Genomic DNA, 21,751 nt, shown 5'->3' on the forward strand with positions numbered 1-21,751 from the left:
AACGCGGCCGCTCGCGGTAACAGCACCGGCGAAACGCCAGGAATGATATTAATTCTCGGAGGACGAACGAAGCTGGCAGGATCGGCGGCCGGATGTCAACGAAGGCGGCAGCGCTGCTTCGTAAGCCAGGGCAACCTGAGCGGCCGAACCTCTTGGAGCTCTTCTTCGACCTGGTGTTCGTCTTCGCCCTGAACCGGGTCTCCCACCGCTTGGTGGAGGATCTCACCGAGGGGAGAGCGGTCCTCTCCGACGCCAGCGAGACGGTGCTGTTGCTGCTGGCCTTCCTCGTCCTCTGGTTCGTCACGGCGTGGGTCACCGACATCTACGACCTACAGACGCCGCAGCTCCAGGGGATGGTCTACACGGCCATGCTCGGCGCCATGATCATGGCGGTCACGGTGCCCCGGGCGTTCGGCGACGGGAGCCTGGCGTTCGCCGGCGCGTACGTCGCGGTCCACATCATCCGTGGTCTCGTCTTCGTGCCGGCGCTGCGCGGTCACGCGGCGCAGCGCCGCGCCGCCGGGGTGCTCCTCTGGTTCTCGCTGTCCGCCGTGCCGTGGATCGCCGGCGCGGTCCTGCCCGACCCGGCACGCGGGCTGCTGTGGGCGCTCGCGATCGCCATCGACGGTACGGCACTGCTGCTCTTCTACCCCGCGCCGTGGACGCTGCGCACCCGACAGCAGTGGCCCGTCTCCGCCGAGTACATATCCGAGCGGTACCGGCAGTTCTTCATCATCGCCCTCGGCGAGCTCATCCTGACGACCGGATCCGCCTACAGCGACGCCTCGCCCCGGCAGGGCGGAGCCGCCGCGGCCTTCGCGGTCTCGTTCGTCACCACGGTGCTACTGTTCCGGGTCTATCTCTTCAAGGCGGGCCAACTGCTGCCCGAAGCGCTCGCCGCCGCTCGCGAGCCACCTCGTCTCATCCGTGAGGCGTTCCTCGCGCACGTCCTCATGGTCATGGGTATCGTCGCGGTCGCGGTGGGCTACGAAATCGTGATCAGGCACCCGTTCGGGCACACCGAGGCAGCCTGGACCGTCGCCATCCTCGGCGGGCCGATCCTGTTCCTGATCGGGCGCGCCCTGGTGGAACACGCGGTGTTCGCCCGGGTCTCCCGTTCCCGGCTGATCGGCGCACTCGTGCTCGCCGGGATCGCGCCCACCGTGACCCTCGTGCCGCCGCTGACCGTGGCCGTCGCTGCCGTCCTCGTGCTGGCCGCTATCGCCGTCTCCGACCTGATGCGTGCCAGCGGCAAGCCACCCGAGCGGCCGACCGTCCCCCACTGAGGACGCGAGGCGTGCGGGGTGTCGGCAGCAGGGTGCGCGATCGCGCCGGGCGGCGCGACCACCACCACGGCTGGCACGGTCAGCGGTTGTCGTCGGGGCCCAGCGCTCCGCGACGCCAGGCGTACCAGCCACGGCACAGCACGTAGCCGGCGATGGTGGTCAGCGAGACGGACGCGTCGGCGATCAGGGTCCGTGCCGCGTGCGGAACATCGAGGATGAACGCCGCCTGGACGGTTACCGCGATCTTGTGAAGCAGCAGGAGCTCCCACATGCCGCGCTGCTTGCGAGGCGCGACCGCCAGCAGGGCCCACATGCCGGCGAAGACGAGGTACGCGCAGGTCCTCCAGTATTCGGTCAGGATCTGGTCTTCGGGGAGGTCACCGAGGCGGGTGAGGCCCTCGACGAACGGCACCAGGGTGGCCGCTGCGGTGATCGCCATCAGGATGCGTCCGGTCCGGTCCTGCCAGCGGGTCGGTGCCGTAGCGGTGGTGGCGACGTCGGTCTGGGTGATCATGTGGTCTCCCCGTCTGCTCGATCACGACGAATTCGTGACGGGTAGACCATCCGTCAGCGGGGCTCGGCACCGCATCGGTGGTAATTGCGTAGTCGTCTGGGGCGCATATCGTCGTCATCTGACAGATGTCTCGACGTGGCGCGGCGCCAAGACTTCAGGCAGTTCCATCGATGCGTGGTCGCACGTGCGATCACGCCTGCCGGAGGTCTGCCATGTCGACGACACACTCAGCATCCGCGCCACCGGGTTGGGCGAAGACGCCGAACCTCCGGTGGCGGCGGCGAGCCCGACGGCCACGGCTGGTGATCGCACTGCTCGCCACGACACTGGTCGCGACGACCGCGACGGTCGTCGCCGCTGCGGCCACGCCAGCTTTCGCCAACGACCACTACGGCACCATCAAGTCCGCCGCCGAGGCGAACCGGGACTGGATGGCACGGGTGTCGGATGACGCCAGCCTGGCCGACCTGTCCATTCCCGGCACCCATGACACCCTCGCGCTCTGCGGCCAGTCGGCGGGCAACGGCGACTGCGAGTTCATCTCGACGAGCCTCACCCAGACGCAGGAACGCCACGGGTACAGCGCCGAGACCCTGGCCACCCAACTGGACGCCGGCATCCGGTCGATCGACATCCGGGTCCGGGTGGACAAGGGTGACGCCGGACTGACGTTCACCGTTCACCACGGGGTCTACTACCAGTGGGCCAACTTCACGGACGTGCTCACGAAGATCGAGACGTTCCTGCGGGCGAACCCGACCGAGACGGTGCTGCTGAATCTCAAGGCCGAGTGTCTGGGCAGCGGAGCGAGTTGTGCCGACGCGCAGGGCTACGACAGCACCGAGTGGCGCCGGAAGGTCTTCGACTCGTACCTCACCGGGCGCTACCACACCGGCAATGGTGACGAGACCAGGCAGGGTAAGGCCTGGGACAGCCTGTTCTGGACCAACTCCGTCAACGGTAACGAGCAGACGACCACGCCGACCCTCGGCGCCGTACGCGGGAAGATCGTCCTGCTCGGGTTCCGTGGACCGGCCGGAGGGATCTACGGCGGCTACGGCATCGGGCAGCTCTACCCCGCCGGCGGATCCTACGAGGGCTACGCGCAGGACGACTACAGCGTTCCCCAGGTCAGCGATATCGACGACAAATGGGAGAAGGTCCGGGCACACCTGCGCAAGACCAACGGGGTATGGGACGCCAACCGTGGCGAGCAGACCCGACACAACCACGAGCCGGGCTCGCTCTACCTGAACTACACGAGCGGCACGGGGGACTGGGCCCATCCGTACACGGTCGCCGGTGGAACCCCGACGGCGACCGGGGTCAACGAGTTCCTCATCCAGTGCCTGCGGGCCAGCAACGACAGATGCCCGGAGTTCTACCCGAACCGGGCGGGTAACTTCGGCGGACGAGACACCCTGGACCGGCTCGGCATCGTGATGATGGACTTCCCGGGCGGAAAGCTGATCGACGAGATCGTCGCCCGCAATCCCGCCGGCCGTGCTGGCGGCAGCCGCAACGGCGGGGCCGGCGACCCGATGGAGCTGCATGCCGGCGGTGACAACGGAGGCACCCGACCGGTGGTGCCGACCGACCACGCGCAGTGCCGTCCGGACGGCATGATCCCGACCGCCGGCGCCAGCACCCCCTACTGCCGCGTCTACCAGGGCGACGGACGGGAGTGGCTCGGCCAGGGCCGCAGCCGCCGGGTGATCGGCTACTTCAACGGCAGCCGCACCGGCGCCGACGGCAAGCCCTACTACCTGGTCAAGAACATGCCGTGGTCCCGGCTGACGCACATCAACTACGCGTTCGCCCGGGTCGAGAACAACCGGATCTCGGTCGGCACGGACGGCCCGAGCAACCCGGCCACCGGCATGACCTGGTCCATCCCCGGCACCGAAATGGACCAGAGCCTGCCGTACCGGGGGCACTTCAACCTGTTGACCACCTACAAGCGTCTGCACCCCCGGGTGAAGACGTTGATCTCGGTGGGCGGCTGGGCGGAGAGTCGCGGCTTCTACGGCATGACCACCAACGCCGACGGTACGACCAACCAGGCCGGGATCAACACCTTCTCCGACTCGGTCGTCGAATTTCTCGGCCGGTACGGCTTCGACGGCGTCGACATCGACTTCGAGTACCCGACAGTGCTTGACGACACCGGCAACCCGAACGACTGGGGCGACGCGCGGTCCCGTCGCAAGGGACTGCCGACCTCGTACACGGCCCTGATGAAGACGCTGCGGGAGAAACTGGACCGCGCGTCGGCCACCAACGGCCGCTACTACCTGCTCACCTCCGCCACGTCGGCGTCCGGCTATCTCGTGCGGGGCATGGAGAACCAGAGGGCGCTGCGCTACCAGGACTATACGAACCTGATGGCGTACGACTACCACGGCTCCTGGAACAACGTGGTCGGCCCGAACGCCGCCCTGCACGACGACGGTAAGGACCCGGAGTTGAGCGACCTGTACTCCACGCCGGAGTACCAGAAGATCGGCTACTTCAACACCGACTGGGCCTTCCACCATCTGCGCGGCGCGATGCAGGCCGGACGCATCAACATCGGCATCCCGTACTACAGCCGGGGCTGGCGCAACGTCACCGGCGGCAGCAACGGTATGTGGGGCAGATCCGTCGGCAGCGCCTGCCAGCCGGGCACCGGCCTGGTCCGCCCGTGCGGCGACGGCGCGGTCGGCATCGACAACATCTGGCACGACCGCGATGCGAACGGTCGGGAGGTCGGCGCGGGGGTCAACCCCATGTGGCACGCCAAGAACCTGGAACGCGACCTCACCCCCCGCTACGCCAACGCGGTCGGCCTCACCCCGGACAGCGACCCGAACGACCGGCGCACCGGCACGTACGACCGGCACTGGGACGCGACCACCCGCACCGCCTGGTTGTGGAACCCGGAGAAGAAGACCTACCTCTCCATCCAGGACACCGAGGGCCTGGATCACGTCGTGGACTACGTCAACCGCAAGGGCGCGGGCGGCGTGATGATGTGGGAGCTCTCCGGTGACTACGAATGCCCGGCCGAGGCGACCCCGGACAACCCCTGCGTCATGGGCTACACCCTGACCAACCGGCTGCACGAACGGCTCCAGGGCGCCGCCGCGTACGGCGACAGTCGCGGTGCCGGCAGTTCGGTGCAGCGTCCGGCACTGGCCCTCGACGTGAGCGTCGACCTGATCCGCTACCCGACCGACACGGCGAGTCTGTGGCCGCTGACCCCGACCGTCCGGATCAGCAACAACACCGCGGTGACCATCGGTGGCGGCAGGGACAACGTCATCTCCTTCGACCTGCCGACCTCGACACCCCCGCTGATCAAGGACGGCAACTGGCAGACCGGCGCCCAGGGCGGCCGGTGGAAGGTGCAGGCCGGGCACACCGGCCCGAATGTCGGCACCGGGCTCTCCGGCGCGTTCCACCGGGTCAGCCTCACCCTGGACTACTGCCAGATCATCCCGGCCGGGCAGAGCCTGGACGTGCCGATCATCTACTACATCCCGGCGACCGGGCCGGTGAACACCACCCTCAGGCTGGGCGGCACGACGTTCTCCTCGGTGCCGGAGCAGAACCGGGGTGCCGCGAAGGTGATCCCGGCGACCGGCGGATGCTCGGCGCCGGCCTGGGACGCCAGCAAGGTCTACAACCCGGCGACCCAAGCGGTGGAGAACCTCACCGTGAAGTACGCCGGCAAGGTCTGGCAGGCCAAGTGGTGGACCCAGGGCAACGTGCCCGGCACCGGGGCCAACTCGGACCTGGAACCCTGGCGGCTCATCGGACCGGCCAGCTGACGGCTGGACCGGGTGGCACCCGTCCGGGCCCGGCCAGGGTTCGGACGGGGGCCACCCGGTCAGGAGTCGAGAACGCCGCCCGGCACCTGACGCAGCACCACGCCGGCGATCTCCACCCGGCTGCGCAGGTCGAGTTTCGCCAGGATTCGCGAGATGTGCGTCTGGGCCGTCCGGCGAGTGAGGAACAGGCTCTGTGCGATCTCCGGCGTCGAACGGCCGGCCGCGACAAGCGTGGCGACCTTCCGTTCGGTCGGGGTCAACGCGTCCCAGCCGTGCCCGGCCCGTTTGACCCGGGAACCCCGTACCCCGCGCCGGATGCCCCGACTGCGCAACCTGGCCTCGGCCCGACGGACGTCCCAGGTCGCGCCGAAACCGTCGTACAGGTCGACCGCCTCGTCCAGGGCCTCCCGCGCCGGCGCGGTGTCGTCCCGCTGGGCGAGGACGACAGCGAGATCCTCCAGCGTCCCGGCGAGTTCCACAGGCACCCCGCTGGCCCGGTAGTGCGCCACCGCCGAACGGACAGCCGTCGCGTCACAGTGGTACAGGCCACGACACCGGTCAGCCGCCGCAGTGGCTCGGGCCGGCACCTGTTCTGCCGCGGCTTCGGACAGGCAGGCGCGTAGCCCGGCCTCCGCCGCGGACCGGTCGTCGGCGGCGAGCGCGAGCCGGACGAACCGAGGTAGCCACTGGTGGGTCAGTGTCATCTCGCCCGGCCGCCGTTCGAGGAGATCGTTCAGATGGTCCAGTGCCGCCCGCAGGTTGCCGTCCTGCTCGGCGGCGACGGACCGCGCCACGAGCAGGAAGTCGATGTTCTCCCGGTCCGCGACGGTGACCAGAGGACGGTCGAATCCTGCTCGCAGGTGCGCGGCGGCCCGGCCCCGTTCGCCCCGATGCCCGGCGATGAGCGCGGCGACTCCGTGCCGGAGCCACCCAGGGCCACCTTCGCGCAGCCCACGGTACGTCGCCGACGAGGTGCTCTGTGCCACGGCGTCGAGTTCAGCCAGGGCGTCGTCCCACCGTCCCAGCCAGAACAGCAACACCGCGGCGGTCACGCCGGAGGTCGTGTCGTCGATGCGGTTGGCCGCGCGCAGGAAGTCCCGGGCGTCCCGCAGCGCCGCCTCCGCGTCCGTCCACCGGCTCAGGTTCTGCAACGAGAAGATCCGTCCATGCAGGACGAACGCCATCAGGTCGACGTGATCGACGCCGGAGCCCAGCGTATCGATCGCCTGCTCCACGCTCCTCAGGGCGAGCCGGTGCTGCCGCCGGACGGAGTGGCCCGCCCAGAGGCCGGTCAGCGCGTACGCCGTCGCGAAGGCGTCCCCGGCCACCGCCGCGGTGCGCAGCGCGCCCCGGGCGGTGGCGTCCGCCGCCGTCAGGTCCCCGACACCCGCGCGCTGGAACATCGCCAGCGAGGCGAGCAACCGTGCCCGCCACGGGTCCGGGAGGTCGTCGGCGCGGAGGGCCCGGTGCAGGTTGGCCACCGCCGCGTCGTTGTGCCCGCCGCTGAACAGCGCGCGGGCGAGTATCCAGTGCAGATGGCCCCGGTCATTCGGGTCGACGATCGCGCCAAGGGCCTGCCGAACCCGTGTCGCGGCCTCTTCGTGGTCGCCGGTGGCGAGAAGGACCCGGGCCAGGTTCGTGGTGAGCCCCGACCGCTCGTGCTCGTCGCCCGGGTCATGGTCCACCTCCCGGCGGAGCAGTTCGGCCGCGAGGTGCGGCGCCCACGCCGCCAGCACCGGCGCGACACTTGTGAGCCACTGTCGTGCCCAGCGGTCGCCGACCACGCCGGAGGCGAGGAGATGCTGGGCAACCCGTTGCGGCTCGACGCGGGTGGCCTCCAGGGCCCGCGCCACGTCCAGGTGCAGCGCGGCGCGCAGCGCGGCCGGCATCCCGTCCAGGAGAGCCTGCCGGAGCAACGGATGCCGGAACCGCATCCGCGGGCCGGCCTCGACCAGGATGCCCGTCGTCACCGCCTCGTGGAGGTCGGCGCAGAGGTCGATCGCCGGTCGGCCGAGTAGCGCCGCGAGTTCGGTAACCACGAACTCGCCGCCGAGCAACGCCGCCGCCCGCATCAGCTCGATGGTGCCGGCCGGGACGAAACTCAGTCTGTCGTCGAGGGCCGCGGCGAGCGACCTCGGCACGACGTCGGTACGAGATTCGCGCACCTCGGCTCGCGTGCTGATGTCCAACAGCTTCTCCCGGACCAGCGCGCCGACCAGTTCCTGTAGGAAGAGCGGGTTGCCAACCGCCTGACTGGCGAGCGTGACGAGTCCGTCGCCTGGTGGCGCGCCGACAAGTGCGGCGAGCAGGTCCCGGACCGCGTCCGGGGTGAGTGGACCAAGCGGGACGCGGACCACGTCCCGCCGTCGGGTGACGCCCCGCAGCCGTCGCACCGTCGGGCGGCGTGCGCCGGGACGGTACGACATGACCAGCAGCAATGGCAGGTGTGCGGCAACCGGAACCAGTCGACGGCACACGTCCAGCGACGCGTCGTCGGCCCACTGCACGTCATCGAGGACCAGCATGGTCGGGCCGGCGGCGCACAGCTCGTCGACCAGTGCGACGACCATCTCCACGGCCGCCGCCGCGCGCGTCGCGTCGGCGAGGTCGAGCGTGCCACGCCGCTCATTGAGGAAGGCCGCGATCCTCGCCCGACGGGGATCCGCCGAGCGCCGCCCGACCTCCAGGCAGTCGACGAGTACGCCGAGCAGTGGCGGGTGCGCCAGTTGATCGGCGACACCCACAAAGGCCTGGCAGCCCCACTCCCGGCCGATCTGGGCGGCCGTCGCGACCACTGCCGACTTGCCGATCCCCGGTTCGCCCTCGACCCAGACCACGCTGCCGGTACCGCCGCGCAACCGTTCCACGGCCCCGTTCAGCACCGCGATCTCGGCCGTCCGCCCGACCAGACGCATCGAGGAGTCAGCGGAGATCAGCATGCCACCTCACCTCGGGAGGAACCTGGTCCCCTTGCCCGCACCGTCGGCCTGGTCATCGCCGGCCGGCCACATCGGCCGCGAACGTGGCCACCCAGGTCAGCGCGGAGTTCCAGTTGATGGTGATCTCGTTGACCGACCAGGCTTCGAGATTGTCGACGTAGCAGAGCTGGGGCGCGCAGCCGTGCAGCCAACTCGCCGAGAGCGGGTCTTGGAGGCTGGAGTTGGGCCCACCGGCGACCGATCCCACCGGCGGGTTCGGCAGTCGGGCGTCGAACGATCTGGCGTACCACCGGCTGTGCTGGTTCTTCGAGTCGTTACTGCCGTAGCCGGTGACGTACGACTGCCCGAGGGCGTTACGGCCCAGCAGGTAGTCGAGGCCCTCGAAGACGGCGTCGGCGTACCTGCTGTTCCCGGTGAGGTCGTGGGCGGTCGCCAGGACGACCTGGTTGTTCAGCATGGACGCGTTCGAGCCCCAGTCGTATCGCCCCGTGGTGGGGGTGTAGGTCTGGCCGAAACGTTCGGCCTTCTGGAACGAGATCAACCGGTCCGCGGCGGCGACCACCCACCCCTTGATCTGCTCGCGGTCGCTCAGCTCGGTGCCGAACCGCGCCAGGTCGAGTTGCGCCAACGCGGCCACCGAGCCCCAGTAGAAGCCGTTCTGGCTGAAGGCCGTACCGGCGGTGTGGAACCGGCTGACCCGGACGGCGGTCAGGTAGGTGGCGTCCCTGGTGGTCAGGTACAGCTCGGCGGCGGCCCAGTAGAACTCGTCGGAGACGTCCCCGTCGTTGTAGGGCCCCCCGCCGCTGCGGTCCTCGTACGGTGCGAAGAGCGCCGGGTTGGCCCGGGCCGCGGCGTACGCCCGCTCGGCCGCCGCGCGCAACCGGGCGGCGAAGCCGGCGTCGTACGGCTGATAGATCCTCGCCGCCTGGGCCGCGACGGCGGCCAGGTTCAGGGTGGCCGCCGTCGACGGCCGGTGTAGTTCCCGCGGCTTCTTGTCCTGGTGCGGCAGCATCGGCGGCCCGGTCCAGGTCTCGTCGTGCACCTTGTGGTGGACCATGCCGGCCAGCGGCAGACCGTCGGGCACCTGCATCTTCAGCATGAAGTCGAGGTTCCAGCGGGCCTCGTCGAGGATGTCCGGAACGCCGTTGCCGCGTTCTGGCACGGCCAGGGTGCCGTCGCCGAGCGCCGCCGGACGGTTGCGTTCCCACGTCGACAGGAGCTGGTACGTGGCGATGCCACCGTTGACGACGTACTTGCCGTGGTCACCGGCGTCGTACCAGCCGCCGGTGACGTCCAGCCGGTAGGAGCAGGTCCAGTTGTTCAGGAACGACTTCGGCTGCTGGCAGGGCACCTGCGCGTCGCCACCGTTCGGCGAGTCCGCGACATGCCCGGCCGGGCGGGCGTACGCGGCCCCGGCGATACCCCCGTCGATCGCGATGCCACTGCGGTTGGTGTAGAAGAATCGCGTCGCGTCGATGCGCAGCCGGTCGTACAGGTCCGCGCGGATGTCGAACTGGTGACTGGGCCGGTCGACCCAGCCGTCGTACACCAACTCGAACCGACCGGTGGTCGTGACCTGGCTGAAGTCGATCACATGGGTGTTGGCGCTCGCCGACGCGTCGAAGCCGGTCGGGGTGGTCCGACCCGTCGCCACCGTCGCGCCGCCGCCGGCCCGGCGCAGTGTCCACGGCACCGCGTAGGAAGCGCCGTACAGCAACGTCGCCCGTTTGGGCCCGTTGGGCAGGTAGCCGTGCTGGTTCACCTTGACCTCCGGCCCGGTGTCGGCCCGGTACGCGTACTCGGCGCCGGTGAGCGTCACGTCGTCCATGCAGAACTCGTACGGTGTGCTGGACTTGCCGAGCCGGAACTGGAGCTGGGCCAACCGGTACGGCTCCGGGTAGGTCGTGGTGATGCTGTACTCGTACTCCTTCCAGGCGGTGCCGGTGGTGAAGCCCTTGTTCAGGTACGTGACGTTCGACGGGTTGTCGAAGGGGGCGAGGTAGATCAGCGGGTTCGCCGCCGTGTTGGTGCGGGCGCGGAACCGCAGCGTGTACGTGGCGCCGCCGGGCAGGTAGATGCTGTTGTGCCCGACCAGGACGTCCCACGGGTTGGTGGACGCGGGCGCTGTCACGCAGAAGGTCCCGTCCTTGAGTTTCGGCGTCATCCCGGCGTTGGTCCACCACGGCTTGTCCGTGCCGGTGAACGTGCTGTTCTGCAACAGCCGGCCGTCGAGCTGCGGTCGCGGTGGCCCGCCCTCGTACGCCGGCAGCGTGCCCGCCGGCAGGTCCTGCCCGCCGCCCTGGCCGGGCTGTCCCGGGCCGGGATCCGCGCTGCCGTAGCGGGGCAGCAGCCAACCGTCGAGACCGCCGGAGGCGGCGCTGACCAGGACGAAGTCGCTGATCAGGTCGGCGTTGAGGTCGGCGAACAGGCCGGTGGTGCCGGCGAACGGGCCATCGTCACGGATCGGGCCCAGTGACCGCCAGCCGGTCGTCGCGCTCCACGGTGCGCCGGTGTTCTCCCAGGCCTGCACCTTGCCGCTGGGATAGTCGACGCGCAGCACGTCGGCCCGGCGGTCACCGGTGACATCCGTGAACGACGTCTGGTAGTAGCCGTCGGCGGGGGTCGCGAAGCCGCTGACCGAGTGCCAGTCCCCCGGCACCGGCGTCCGGCCCTGGGACCGGTTCTCCCAGAGGCTGGCGTGGCTCAGCCGATCCGAGTTGACCAGGTCGTCGTCCCCGTCGCCGTCGATGTCGACGAAGCGCGGGTTCTCGTAGCGCAGGTCGTTGGCCACGATGGAACGTGCTGCCAACCGGATCTGCGCGGCGTCGGACTCGTTGCGGTACATCTCCATGACCCGGTACCCGGTGGGTGACTCGTCTGCGGTCCGCAACCGGAGGTAGTCGTCCCGGTCGTCGCCGTCGAGGTCGCCGAAGTGCACCGTGCCGGGCAGACCCCGGTCCGGCGGGCTGATGTCACCGAGGGCGGTCCAGGTGGATCGGGGGCCGTTGTTGCGCCACGCCGGTATCCGACCGTCGGGCTGAACGATGACGTGGTCGGCGTCGCCGTCGCCGTCGAGGTCGGGGAAGTGGGTCTCCGAGCCGGCCGGGGCGGCGTCCCGGAACTCCCCGATCGGGTCCCAGCGCGGGCCGATGCCGTTGCGGGGCTCCGGTCGCCACTGGTAGAAGTCCTGCCCGACCACCAGCCGCGCGCCGAGGGCGTTGGGGGAGGGTTGCAGGGAGCCGCCGAGCCCGGGGGTGAAGATCTGCCCGTCCTTGAACTGCCACCGGGACACCTCGGCCTGCTCCGAGCAGAGGGTGCTGCCGGTGCTCCGGGAGTTCGCGTCCCAGGACAGGCACCGCTCGGTCGCCGGGTCGGCCTGCGGCCAGGCGAGCTGGTACTGGCCCGCAACCGTGCTGAAGCGCACCTGAAGGGCCTCGTCGAGGCTGCCGCGCGGCGTCCTGACGTGTGGCCCGATGTCGTCGCCGTCGTTCGTCTTCGACGCGATCACCGCGTGCTCCAGGTGACGGGCGAAGAAGCGGTACGTGTCACCGGGGACCGGGGCGTAGCAGTCCCGCTCGGCGGTCGTCCGGGGCGCGAGGCCACCGCCGGCGCCACAGCCGGCGTTCGCGACGTAACGGACGTACCAGTGGTCAGAGGTTTGGCCGTTACGTTCGGCGTTGATGGTGTTGTTGTTCCCACTGCTGGCATAGGCGAAGTCCAGCTCACCGCCGCTCTGGTGGGTGGGCTGGCCCGTCGCGACGATGTGGCTCTGCAACGCGGCCGGCATCCGTGCAGGGTCCTGGTTGAAGTCGGCGAGCACCATCCATTCGCCGGTGGGGCGACCGGCCATGAACTGCCGCGCCGTCTCGATGATGTCGGGGGCGTCGTTGGGGTTGTTCCGACCGTTGGACTGCGCGTGGGCGGTGAAGTACCAGTCGGTGCCGATCTGGACGCCCATCATCGGCCGCGAGTCGAACCGCGAATGCACCGGCAGGATCACCGCATCGGTCACCGTCTCCCGGGTGACGAACGCCAGGCCGTTGCGTTGCTGACCGGGGTCGGCCCAGTAGATCTGCAACAGGTCCGGGCGGCTCCGCGAGCCGATGTTGTACAGATGCTCGGTGATGCCGGGATCGGCGAATCGCCGGTCGGTCCACACCGCCCGGTCGGGCGGTCTGCTGCCCGCCTCCTGGAGCGCGGCGACCTGCACCCCTTCCCGGAGGAACATCCCCTGGATACCGGTCCACCACCGCGACGCCGACGGCCCTTCCCCACCTTGGTGCTGACCATCCATGTTCCAGGACGCGGTGACCCGGTCCTGCGGGGCCGCCACCGCCGGTGTCTTCGGTTCGACCGAGGACAACAGCGTCGCTGCCATCGTCGCCGCGATGATCGTGGCCAACCGTTTGCGTGCAGAGCCCACGTCAGATCCTCCAGAACTGGGACACAGAGACCATGCGGTAGCGGGGCTCGACATCGCATCGGCAGAAATTGCCTATCCGTCGGGTCCGCGGCGGGCGCCAACGGAGGCGACGCCCACGCCGCCGCAGCAGCCCTGGAGCTGCTCGTCGAACGCGCCGACGCGAGCGGAACCGCCACCGGCCTGGGCATCGCGGCGTACGCCCGAGGGTTGGTGACCGGATCCGAGGAGCACTATCGGGCCGCCGTCTCGCACCTGGGGAAGAGTCCGCTGGTGGCCTGCCGAGCCAGAGCCCATCTCGTCTACGGGGAGTGGCTGCGGCGCGAAAGGCGCCGAAGGGACTGTCGAGAGCACCTGCGCACCGCGCACCTTCTGCTGTCGGAGGCCGGGATGGACGCGTTCGCCCGGCGGGCGGCCACCGAGCTGCGCGCCACCAGGGAGCGCCCACGCCAGCGGTCCCCGCACACGTACGACCGGCTGACGGGCCAGGAGCTGCACATCGCCCGTCTGGTCGCCGCTGTGACCCGGCCGGGGGGTCAGCCCAACGTGAAGGTCACGTCGTCGACGTCGAAGGAGGTGACGCCGTTGCCGGCCGCCTCACTGGCGAGGAAGCTGACCGTCGCGGTGCGCTCGGTGGTCGCCGTGCCGCTCGACATGCTGTACTGCCGCCACTGCGCCCCGCCGTCGAACGCCAGCGAGAACCTCGTCTTCGGGGGTATTCCGGTGACGGCCAGTCCGACGTTCAGGTAGTCGCCGCGGGTGGTCTCCGTGGTGGTGGTGCGTACCCAGAAGCGGACGGTCAGGTCGCAGTCGGCGGGCACCGTGACGGTGGTGCGCAGCAGGTCGCTACGCGTCACGTCCAGCCCGGCGAAGGTGGCGTACGCGCGGCCGGTGTGCGCGGGTCGGGCCGCGTCGCCGAGCACGACGATGCGGGGGCCGGCGGTCCAGTCGGTGGTGCCGCGTTCGAACCCGGGGTTGGTGTGGATCTGCCCGGCGCAGGGTGCGTCGGCCGCCGGCCGGCCGTGTGACGCGCTGCCCGTGGCCAGGAGTAGCAGAGCCGCGGCCGAGACGACGGTGACCAGAGCCTTCATGAGTCCTCCACGTGCCAACGCATTTGGGACTGTCGATGCCTGATCGACCATGAGCGATGGATGTCGGCACGTCAAGTCCTTCCCGGCTGGTAGGTCGCGGACAGCGCGAAGCGGGCCCGTCCACTCCGTGTGGACGGGCCCGCGCGGCGTGGACGGTCAGTGCCTGCGGCGGCCGTAGGTGCGGTCGAGGATCGCGACACCGGCCACGGCGAAGGCGAGCTGCAGGCCCAGTTCGATCCAGTCGATCCCTGCGGTGTCGTCGACGCCGAGTGCCCCTGCGACCAGCGTGCCGACGATCGCGGCGACAACGCCGACGGCGAGGGTCACCAGGAACGACAGGTTCTGCTTGCCCGGCAGGATCAGTCGTCCCAGCACACCGATGATCAGGCCGATGATGATCGCGCTGAAGAAGCCAGCGATTTCCATTGTTATGTCCTCCCACCGAATTCTCGTCGGACTGGTCACTGCCCCAGCCTGCGCGCGGGCAAACCCCACCGGGCGGCTGCCTCTGACGGGTCGTCGCCGGCACGTGACACCGGACAGAGGCGCGCGTCGATGTTGCCGGGGCGGTTGCGGGTGTGCTGGAATTGCTCGGCCGCAGCGCGGGGGCAACCGCGCTGGGAACGGTCAGCACGGGAGCGCAGTGCCGGCAACCCCGCCTCTTCGACGGGCGTACGCCGCACCGCCGGGCCATCTCCACGACGACGGGCAGTTGCCCGACATGCGCGTCCCGCCACGACCTCTGACACCGGAACGTCCGATGCGCCAGGTCGGCGCGCCCGGCCGGCGACGAGGCGGGCGGCGATCGCCATGGTCGGGAAAGCCGTTCCCGCCCCTGCCCGCCGAGGTGGGGGCCCGATGTCATGAAGGATGACCATGCGCCGTTACCTCGCGGTGTTCACCGCCGCCCTGATCCTCGGCACGACCGCCGGTAGTGTCCCGGCAGCTGCGTCGGGTGCCTCCCACCGCTCGTGTGCCACCCGTGGCCTGCTGTTCTGTGAAGACTTCGAGCGGCTCCCGCCGGGCGGTGCCAGCACGTTGGACTGGGGTGTCGACACCCGCAACGGCACGCTCACCGTGGAGCGTGGCCGGCGCGGCAACCAGGTCCTGCACGTCCGCACCGTCGACAACGGGCGCGCCTTCCTGCGCGTCGACGACTTCGCCGCACCCGGTAACCGCTTCTACGGGCGGATGCGGCTGCGCGTCGACGCCTTCCCCACCGCCCCCGACTGGGCGCACTTCACGCTGGTGGAGGCGACCGGCACGGGTAGCTCGGAGGTCGTCCGTCCGGTCGGCGGCCAGTACGCGCCCACGGTCCCCGGGATCTTCTGGGGTGTGGGTGCCGACGGCGGCCCGACCGGGGACTGGACCAACTGGCGTGAGTCCGCCCCGGTCACCGAGGACACCTGGCAGTGCTTCGAGTGGAAACTCGACCCGACGGACAACCGCGTCGCGGTGTGGATCGACGGCGTGGCGAACCCGGAACTGACCGCCTCCACGACCGAGCACGGGGGCAACGACGTGCCCTTCGTCCTGCCGACGGTGAACACCGTGAAGATCGGCTGGCAGCTCTACCAGGGCGGGACCACGCCGGGCCAGTTCGACCTGTGGATCGACGACATCGCTCTCTCGACCAAACGGCTCGGCTGCTGACGTCGTCCGTCGCGTCTCACCGCCGGTGACCGCCGCCCCGGGTGTCGACGACGCCCGGGGCGGCCCGTCGTCTCGGGGGAACGGGTTCTCCGACGACCGAGCTGGTCGGCGCGATCCTGTCGACCTTCTGTTCCCTGGTGTTCGGTGTCGCGTCGACTCGGATCGATACTGTGCGTCGCGCCGCCATCGACGGCGGCTGGTGCGAAGGAGAATCGATGCGCAAGACGACGTCCTGGTCCGCACGCTCCCTGGGGGCTGTCGCGAGCGCGGTGACACTGGTGGCGGCCCTGCTGCCAGCCACACCGGCGGCCGCGGCGAACGTGGCCTTCAAGGCGGCGACGCTGAACATCTACAACGGGCTGAGCCAGGCGGACGTCGTCCACGACCTGAACCTGATCGCGTCCACGGCGGATGTCGTCGGCCTCAACGAGGTCGGCAACCGCAAGGCCTTCCTGGAGAGCTGGGCCGCGAACAACGGCTGGTGGCTGTACGCGCCGGGTGGGACCAACCAGGCCGGAGAGGCACTGATCGCCAAGAAGAGCATGTTCGACGTACTCGACAAGGGTTCGGTCTTCGTGTGTGACACCAACGGTCCGGGTGAGGTGCCGCCCGCGCGGTACAACAACTGGGTCAGGTACCGGCACAAGGCCAGCGGTCGCGCCGTGACGCACATCAACGCCCACGCGGTCGCCGGCATCGAATCCGCAGGCCGACCCGAGGACCTGCCCCGCACCAGGTGCGCCGAGGCACAGTTCCAGAACCTCAAGGACCTGGCGGTCGCCAAGCAGGCCGAAGGCCAGGTCATCGTCAGCGGCGACCTCAACGTCGACTTCAGCGCCGACCGGAGCTACGGGTACGCGAAGTTCCCGTGGCAGGTCTTCGAGGCCAACGAGCTGCCGAACCTGCGCTCCAACTACAACCTGTACGGCGAGAAGGGCACCGGGACGCACGGCAACCGGCACATCGACTACGTCTACTTCTGGAAGCGGCTGCCGGACTACCAGCTCATGTGGATGACCGGCTACGACATCGTCGGCGGCACCAAATCCGACCACAACGGCGTCGTCGCGACGTTCTCGATCCAGAACTGATTCGCTCACCGTCGCGCCGGCTCCGAGCCCCGCTCCCGCCCGGGGCGGGGCTGCCCGGTCGTGGCATTGGCATTGTGGCGAATGTCGCCCTATGGTGGAGGGCATGCCGCCGGTGACTCTCCGCTCGCCTGCCGTCACTGAGGTGGCGGCATTCGGTGCTGCCCGGATGGCGACGGCGGCCCGCCCGATGGCCGACCTGCGGGTGCCGGTCGTCCGCGCGTCGCACACCGCGCCCACACACCGGCTGTTCAGCCCGGTGCGAACCGGCCGAGACCCTCCCGCGGAATCGTTGCATCCCAGAACGACCGCCAGGGCGAAGCCATCAGAGCTTCGGCCCTTTTTCTTTTTGCACCCCTTTTCGGGAAAGGTAGGCCATGAGCCTCGATCATCGAACTGTCGACCAGAGTTGGCTGGCTGATCTGCGAGCGTCTCTGGCGGACGATTTCGCCACACAGACGGCCCGGCTGCGGGAACTGACCGAGCTCAACGCGGACACCGGCGACCCGGGCGAGGCCCACAACCAGGCCGCGCTGCTGGCGGCGGCCCGCCGCAACATCGAGCAGATCACCGGTGCGCTGGGCCGGATCAGCGACGGCACCTACGGCCTCTGCGAGAGGTGCCGCAAGAGCATCCCGGCCGAGCGGCTCGAAGTGCTCCCGCATGTCCGATTCTGCGTGCCATGCCAGGAGAAGCAGAGCAAATGACGTGGGGTGTGGCTGCCGGGCCGTGAGCGCGGCAGCCACCCCACCCGTGTACGGGCAACGACCGCCCCACAGTCGGGGCAGGTCTACAGGTGTCCACGGGACGCCTGCGGCCCGCCGGCGTCGGTGGCGACGACCTCTGGAGTTTTCACCCAGTGAAAGCTTCGGTCCCCACCGCCGACGCCGCACGGGATGATGCGACTCCATCGACGTTCGTCTGCGTGGAGGTCCGGTCGCATGGCATTCGCTCGTAACCAGTGGTACGTGGCGGCCTACGGCGGTGAGGTCGGGCGCGACCTGCTCGCCCGCACGGTGCTCGGCGAGCCCCTGGTGCTGTACCGCACCGGTGCCGGTCAGGCGGTGGCTCTCGCCGACAGGTGCGTGCACCGGCGCTACCCGCTGTCGGAGAGTCGGCTCGACGGCGACACGATCGTCTGCGGTTACCACGGCTTCACCTACGACCCGACCGGCGCGTGTGTCTTCGTACCCGGTCAGCAACGCATCCCGCGCACCGCGCGGGTCGTCTCCTACCCGGTGGTGGAACAGGACTCCTTCGTCTGGGTCTGGATCGGTGACCTGGACCGGGCCGACCCGGCGGCGATTCCCCGCGCGCCGTGGCTGGCGGACCCTCGGTACGCCGTGGTGCGGGGCATGGCCCCGTTGAACGCGCGGTACGGCCTGCTGGTGGACAACCTGTTGGACCTGTCCCACGAGACGTACCTGCACGGTGGCTACATCGGCACACCGGAGGTGGCGAACACCCCGATCACCACCACAGTGGACGAGGACCGGGGTGTCGTCCACGTCAGCCGGCACATGGACGACGCCGCGTGTCCGCCGTTCTACGCCCGCTCGACCGGGATCCAGGGCCGGATCACGCGGTGGCAGGACATCGAGTACCACCCGCCCTGCCTGTACCTCCTGCACAGCCGGATCGCCCCGCAGGGCGTCTACCCGCCGGCCGAGGGCGACGACAACGAGGCTTTCCACGCCGAGATCGTGTACGCGATCACCCCGTCGACCGAGCACACCACCTATGACTTCTGGGCCGTGGCGCGCGACTTCGCGATCGACGACGAGTCGGTCAGCGAATACCTGCACGACAGCAACCACACGGTGGTCATGCAGGACGTGCGGGCGCTCGACATCCTGGAGAAGGTGATCGCCGCCGAGCCGGACCGGTACCAGGAACTGAGCATCAACATCGACACCGGCGGCCTGGCCGCCCGGCGGATGTTGGCCCGACTGGTGGAGTCGGGGACGGTGGGAGCACCGAAATGAGTTCCCACACCGGGGAGCGGCTTTACCGGGTGCACTGGTTGCCGGGCACCGACATCCTGCGGGGAAGCTGTCACTGCGGCGCCGAGCGCCTCGCCGAGGAGCCGATCGAGCTGTGGGAGTGGCTGCTGGGCCACCCGCAGGGCCACCAGGCCGCGGCCGTGCCCGCGCCCGAACCGCCGACCCGGTTGGCGATGCCGGCGTGACGGTGGACGAGTTGGCCGGTGTGGAACTGGTGGTCACGCGCCGGGACCAGGTGGCGACGGAGATCGCCGCGATCAGCCTGGGTCGGCCGGACGGTGCCGACCTGCCGGACTGGGCACCGGGCGCGCACATCGACCTGGAGCTGGGCGCGGGCCTGACCCGCCAGTACTCCCTGTGCGGCGACCCGGCGGACCGGTCGGTCCTGCGGATCGCCGTGCAACGGGAACCGGACGGACGCGGCGGCTCCCGGCTGGCGCACGAGCGGCTCACCGTCGGCGCGACCGTCCGGGTGCGCGGGCCCCGCAACACCTTTCAGCTGGTCGCCGCCCGGAGATACCTTTTCATCGCCGGCGGCATCGGCATCACCCCCATCGCACCGATGGTCGCCGCCGCCGACGCCGCGGGCGCCGACTGGCGGCTGGTGTACGGGGGGCGCAGCCGAGCCACCATGGCCTTCGCCACCACCCTGCGCGAGAGGTACGGCGACCGGGTGAACCTGTGCCCGCAGGACGAGACCGGGCTGCTCGACCTGGCCGGATTGCTGGGTCGGCCGGACGACAGGTTGGTCTACTGCTGTGGCCCCGAGCCACTGCTGGCGGCGGTCGAGGAGCGGTGCCTCGGTTGGCCGCCCGGTCGGCTGCACGTCGAACGTTTCACCCCGCTCGCCACCACCGGCGCGGAGGAGACGACGATCGAGGTCGAGCTGGTGCTCTCCGGGCGGACGGTCACCGTGCCGCCGGGCACGCCGATCCTGAAGGCAGTGGAGGAGGCCGGCGTGTCGGTCCTCTCGTCCTGCCGGGAGGGCACCTGCGGCACCTGCGAGACGCCGGTGCTCGACGGGGTGCCGGATCATCGCGACAGCCTGCTCACCGCTCAGGAACGGGCCGCCGGGGACACCATGATGATCTGTGTGTCCCGGGCCCGTACGCCCCGACTCGTGCTGGAGCTGTGACCACCCGGCGCGGGCGGGGATGATGGCGGGGTGCGCGGACAACCGGGACGGTCGGTGACGAGCAAGGTGCTGGCCCTGCTCGACGCGTTCAGCCCGGCCACCCCGGCGTTGACCCTGAGCGAGCTGGCCCGTCGCTCCGGTCTACCGGTGCCCACTGTGCACAGACGGGCCGCGGAGTTGGTCGCGTGGGGCGCCCTGGAGCGCGGCGACGACGGGCGGTACCGGATCGGCCTGCGGTTGTGGGAGGTGGGTTCCCTCGCGCCGCGAGGTCTGGGGTTGCGGGAACTCGCCCTGCCGGTCATGGAGGACCTGTACGAGGTGACCCACGAGAACGTCCAACTCGCCGTCCGGCAAGACCTCGAACTCGTCTTCATCGAACGGATCTCCGGGCGGCACGCGGTGCCCGTGCTCACCCGGGTGGGCGGCCGCTTCGCGTTGCACGCCACCGGGGTCGGGTTGGTCCTGCTCGCCCACGCCCCTGTCGAGGTGCAGGAGCAGGTGCTGGCCGCGCCGTTGGAGCGGTACACCGAGATGACCATCACCGATCCGAGGCGGCTGCGCCGCTGCCTCGCCGAGGTGCGCCGCGTCGGGTACGCGGTCAGCGACCGTCAGGTCACCATGGACGCTCTCTCGGTGGCCGCTCCGATCCGCGTACCGGAGGGTGTGGTGGCGGCGATCTCGCTGGTGGTGGCGCACGACCGGGCGGACCCGGTGGCGCTGGCCCCGCTGGTGCGGGCGGCGGGCCGGGCGCTCTCCCGAGCGCTCGGAAAGACTGCAAATCGTTGACGCCCGATCAAATTCTGCATTACGTTGCCGGTGCGCGTAGTACCCGGAGGGCCACCATCGACGACAGGGAGCGCTCATGTCACTGGACGGCAAAGTCGCCATCGTCACCGGGGCCGCACGGGGTCTGGGCCTCGCCTACGCGCGGGAGCTGGCGCGGCGCGGCGCCGCGGTCGTGGTCAACGACGTCGACGCCGAGGCCACAGCCGACGCCGTGACAGGGATCCAGGCGTTCGGCGGCCGGGCCGTCGCGGTGGTCGCACCGGTCGGTCCGACCGAGACCGCGAAGGAACTCGTCAGCACGGCTGTCGAACACTTCGGACGGCTGGACATCCTCGTCACCAACGCCGGTGTCCTCCGCGACACGGTGCTGTGGAAGATGAGCGACGACGACTTCGACACCGTCGTCAACGTCCACCTGCGCGGCACGTTCACCACGGTCCGCGAGGCCGTGCAGCACATGCGGCAGGCCGGCGAGGGCGGGCGGATCATCTGCGTCGGCTCACCCACCGGGCAGCGGGGCACCTTCGGCCAGACCAACTACGCGGCGGCCAAGGCGGGCATCGTCGGCATGGTCCGCACCTGGGCGCTGGAGCTCAAGCGCGCCGGTATCACCGCCAACACCGTCGTCCCCGTCGCCGCGACCGCGATGACCGCCACCGTCCCCTACTTCGCGGCGGCGGTACGCGCCGAGGCGAACGGCGAGCCGATGCCCGCGTTCTTCCGACACGACCTGGGGTTCGGCACGGCGGACGACGTCGCCGGTCTCGTCGCGTTCCTCGGCTCCGACGCGGCGGCCTCGGTGACCGGCCAGGTGATCGGGGTCGGCGGGGACCGCCTGCAAATCTGGACCCACCCGGAGGCGGCGGTGACAGCGCACCGCGAGGGCGGCTGGACGTACGACGCGCTCGTGGACGCCTGGCCGACGACGTTCGCCGACGCCGAGCAGAGCGTCGGCGAACGCTTCCCGAAACTCCCCGAGGAGTTCGAGCCCGCGACGTCCTGACCCGCCCGACGAAGGTTGGCC

General features: G+C 70.1%; 15 protein-coding genes. 10 read left to right on the plus strand and 5 right to left on the minus strand.

The window, feature by feature from the left end; translation table 11 throughout:
* Positions 1-92 precede the first annotated feature (92 nt).
* The gene (locus O3438_RS01870; protein ID WP_269678247.1) at positions 93-1,286 is read left to right on the plus strand and encodes a low temperature requirement protein A; all 1,194 of its coding nucleotides are present in this window, start codon (positions 93-95) and stop codon (positions 1,284-1,286) included.
* 79 nt (positions 1,287-1,365) lie between these two features.
* Here O3438_RS01870 and O3438_RS01875 read toward each other — a convergent pair whose 3' ends face one another.
* Positions 1,366-1,800: a hypothetical protein gene (locus tag O3438_RS01875; RefSeq protein ID WP_269678248.1), complete on the minus strand. Its 435-nt coding sequence runs from the start codon at positions 1,798-1,800 to the stop codon at positions 1,366-1,368.
* A 212-nt stretch (positions 1,801-2,012) separates the two neighbouring features.
* Between O3438_RS01875 and O3438_RS01880 the strand changes: the two genes are divergently transcribed.
* Positions 2,013-5,612 (plus strand): phosphatidylinositol-specific phospholipase C domain-containing protein, encoded by a 3,600-nt coding sequence (locus O3438_RS01880; RefSeq protein ID WP_269678249.1) that lies wholly within the window; start codon positions 2,013-2,015, stop codon positions 5,610-5,612.
* Positions 5,613-5,671: 59 nt separating this feature from the next.
* On the opposite strand, the gene O3438_RS01885 is transcribed toward O3438_RS01880, so the two are convergent.
* The 4 genes from O3438_RS01885 to O3438_RS01900 all read right to left on the minus strand — a co-directional run bounded on the left by O3438_RS01885 (position 5,672) and on the right by O3438_RS01900 (position 14,488).
* Positions 5,672-8,551, minus strand: a complete 2,880-nt coding sequence (locus O3438_RS01885) for an ATP-binding protein (RefSeq protein WP_269678250.1) — start codon at positions 8,549-8,551, stop codon at positions 5,672-5,674.
* 52 nt (positions 8,552-8,603) lie between these two features.
* Complete coding sequence (locus O3438_RS01890) at positions 8,604-12,974, minus strand: glycoside hydrolase family 9 protein (protein ID WP_269678251.1); 4,371 nt, start codon at positions 12,972-12,974, stop codon at positions 8,604-8,606.
* A gap of 533 nt (positions 12,975-13,507) precedes the next feature.
* A complete protein-coding gene (locus O3438_RS01895; protein ID WP_269678252.1) occupies positions 13,508-14,062 on the minus strand; it encodes a hypothetical protein in 555 nt (184 codons plus the stop codon).
* 156 nt (positions 14,063-14,218) lie between these two features.
* On the minus strand, positions 14,219-14,488 hold the full coding sequence (locus O3438_RS01900; protein WP_269678253.1) for a GlsB/YeaQ/YmgE family stress response membrane protein: 270 nt from the start codon (positions 14,486-14,488) through the stop codon (positions 14,219-14,221).
* 450 nt (positions 14,489-14,938) lie between these two features.
* Here O3438_RS01900 and O3438_RS01905 point away from each other — a divergent pair, with 450 nt between their 5' ends.
* The 8 genes from O3438_RS01905 to O3438_RS01940 all read left to right on the plus strand — a co-directional run bounded on the left by O3438_RS01905 (position 14,939) and on the right by O3438_RS01940 (position 21,730).
* Positions 14,939-15,715, plus strand: a complete 777-nt coding sequence (locus O3438_RS01905; protein ID WP_269678254.1) for a hypothetical protein — start codon at positions 14,939-14,941, stop codon at positions 15,713-15,715.
* A 215-nt stretch (positions 15,716-15,930) separates the two neighbouring features.
* Positions 15,931-16,806, plus strand: coding sequence for an endonuclease/exonuclease/phosphatase family protein (locus tag O3438_RS01910; protein ID WP_269678255.1), 876 nt, complete (start codon positions 15,931-15,933; stop codon positions 16,804-16,806).
* Between the two features lie 374 nt (positions 16,807-17,180).
* Entirely contained in the window at positions 17,181-17,510 is a 330-nt protein-coding gene (locus O3438_RS01915) for a TraR/DksA family transcriptional regulator (protein WP_269678256.1), read from the plus strand.
* A gap of 234 nt (positions 17,511-17,744) precedes the next feature.
* Positions 17,745-18,788 carry an aromatic ring-hydroxylating dioxygenase subunit alpha gene (locus O3438_RS01920; protein WP_269678257.1) on the plus strand — a complete coding sequence of 348 codons (1,044 nt, stop codon included), beginning with the start codon at positions 17,745-17,747 and terminating at the stop codon, positions 18,786-18,788.
* Positions 18,785-18,991 carry a hypothetical protein gene (locus O3438_RS01925; RefSeq protein WP_269678258.1) on the plus strand — a complete coding sequence of 69 codons (207 nt, stop codon included), beginning with the start codon at positions 18,785-18,787 and terminating at the stop codon, positions 18,989-18,991. Before O3438_RS01920 ends, O3438_RS01925 begins: the two co-directional genes overlap by 4 nt.
* Positions 18,988-19,941: a PDR/VanB family oxidoreductase gene (locus O3438_RS01930; RefSeq protein ID WP_332367442.1), complete on the plus strand. Its 954-nt coding sequence runs from the start codon at positions 18,988-18,990 to the stop codon at positions 19,939-19,941. Before O3438_RS01925 ends, O3438_RS01930 begins: the two co-directional genes overlap by 4 nt.
* 54 nt (positions 19,942-19,995) lie before the next feature.
* Complete coding sequence (locus O3438_RS01935) at positions 19,996-20,727, plus strand: IclR family transcriptional regulator (RefSeq protein ID WP_269678259.1); 732 nt, start codon at positions 19,996-19,998, stop codon at positions 20,725-20,727.
* Between the two features lie 76 nt (positions 20,728-20,803).
* Positions 20,804-21,730, plus strand: coding sequence for an SDR family oxidoreductase (locus O3438_RS01940; RefSeq protein WP_269678260.1), 927 nt, complete (start codon positions 20,804-20,806; stop codon positions 21,728-21,730).
* The last annotated feature ends 21 nt before the right edge of the window (positions 21,731-21,751 follow it).

The sequence above is a fragment of the Micromonospora sp. WMMC250 genome, assembly GCF_027460215.1.
GTDB classification, from domain to species: Bacteria; Actinomycetota; Actinomycetes; order Mycobacteriales; family Micromonosporaceae; genus Micromonospora; species Micromonospora taraxaci.

Coding starts and splice junctions, on each gene's coding strand:
- O3438_RS01920 (WP_269678257.1), top strand. CDS start 17,745: ATGGCATTCGCTCGTAACCAGTGGTACGTGGCGGCCTACGGCGGTGAG.
- O3438_RS01885 (WP_269678250.1), bottom strand. CDS start 8,551: ATGCTGATCTCCGCTGACTCCTCGATGCGTCTGGTCGGGCGGACGGCC.
- O3438_RS01915 (WP_269678256.1), top strand. CDS start 17,181: ATGAGCCTCGATCATCGAACTGTCGACCAGAGTTGGCTGGCTGATCTG.
- O3438_RS01910 (WP_269678255.1), top strand. CDS start 15,931: ATGCGCAAGACGACGTCCTGGTCCGCACGCTCCCTGGGGGCTGTCGCG.
- O3438_RS01870 (WP_269678247.1), top strand. CDS start 93: ATGTCAACGAAGGCGGCAGCGCTGCTTCGTAAGCCAGGGCAACCTGAG.
- O3438_RS01880 (WP_269678249.1), top strand. CDS start 2,013: ATGTCGACGACACACTCAGCATCCGCGCCACCGGGTTGGGCGAAGACG.
- O3438_RS01895 (WP_269678252.1), bottom strand. CDS start 14,062: ATGAAGGCTCTGGTCACCGTCGTCTCGGCCGCGGCTCTGCTACTCCTG.
- O3438_RS01900 (WP_269678253.1), bottom strand. CDS start 14,488: ATGGAAATCGCTGGCTTCTTCAGCGCGATCATCATCGGCCTGATCATC.
- O3438_RS01875 (WP_269678248.1), bottom strand. CDS start 1,800: ATGATCACCCAGACCGACGTCGCCACCACCGCTACGGCACCGACCCGC.
- O3438_RS01925 (WP_269678258.1), top strand. CDS start 18,785: ATGAGTTCCCACACCGGGGAGCGGCTTTACCGGGTGCACTGGTTGCCG.
- O3438_RS01940 (WP_269678260.1), top strand. CDS start 20,804: ATGTCACTGGACGGCAAAGTCGCCATCGTCACCGGGGCCGCACGGGGT.
- O3438_RS01905 (WP_269678254.1), top strand. CDS start 14,939: ATGCGCCGTTACCTCGCGGTGTTCACCGCCGCCCTGATCCTCGGCACG.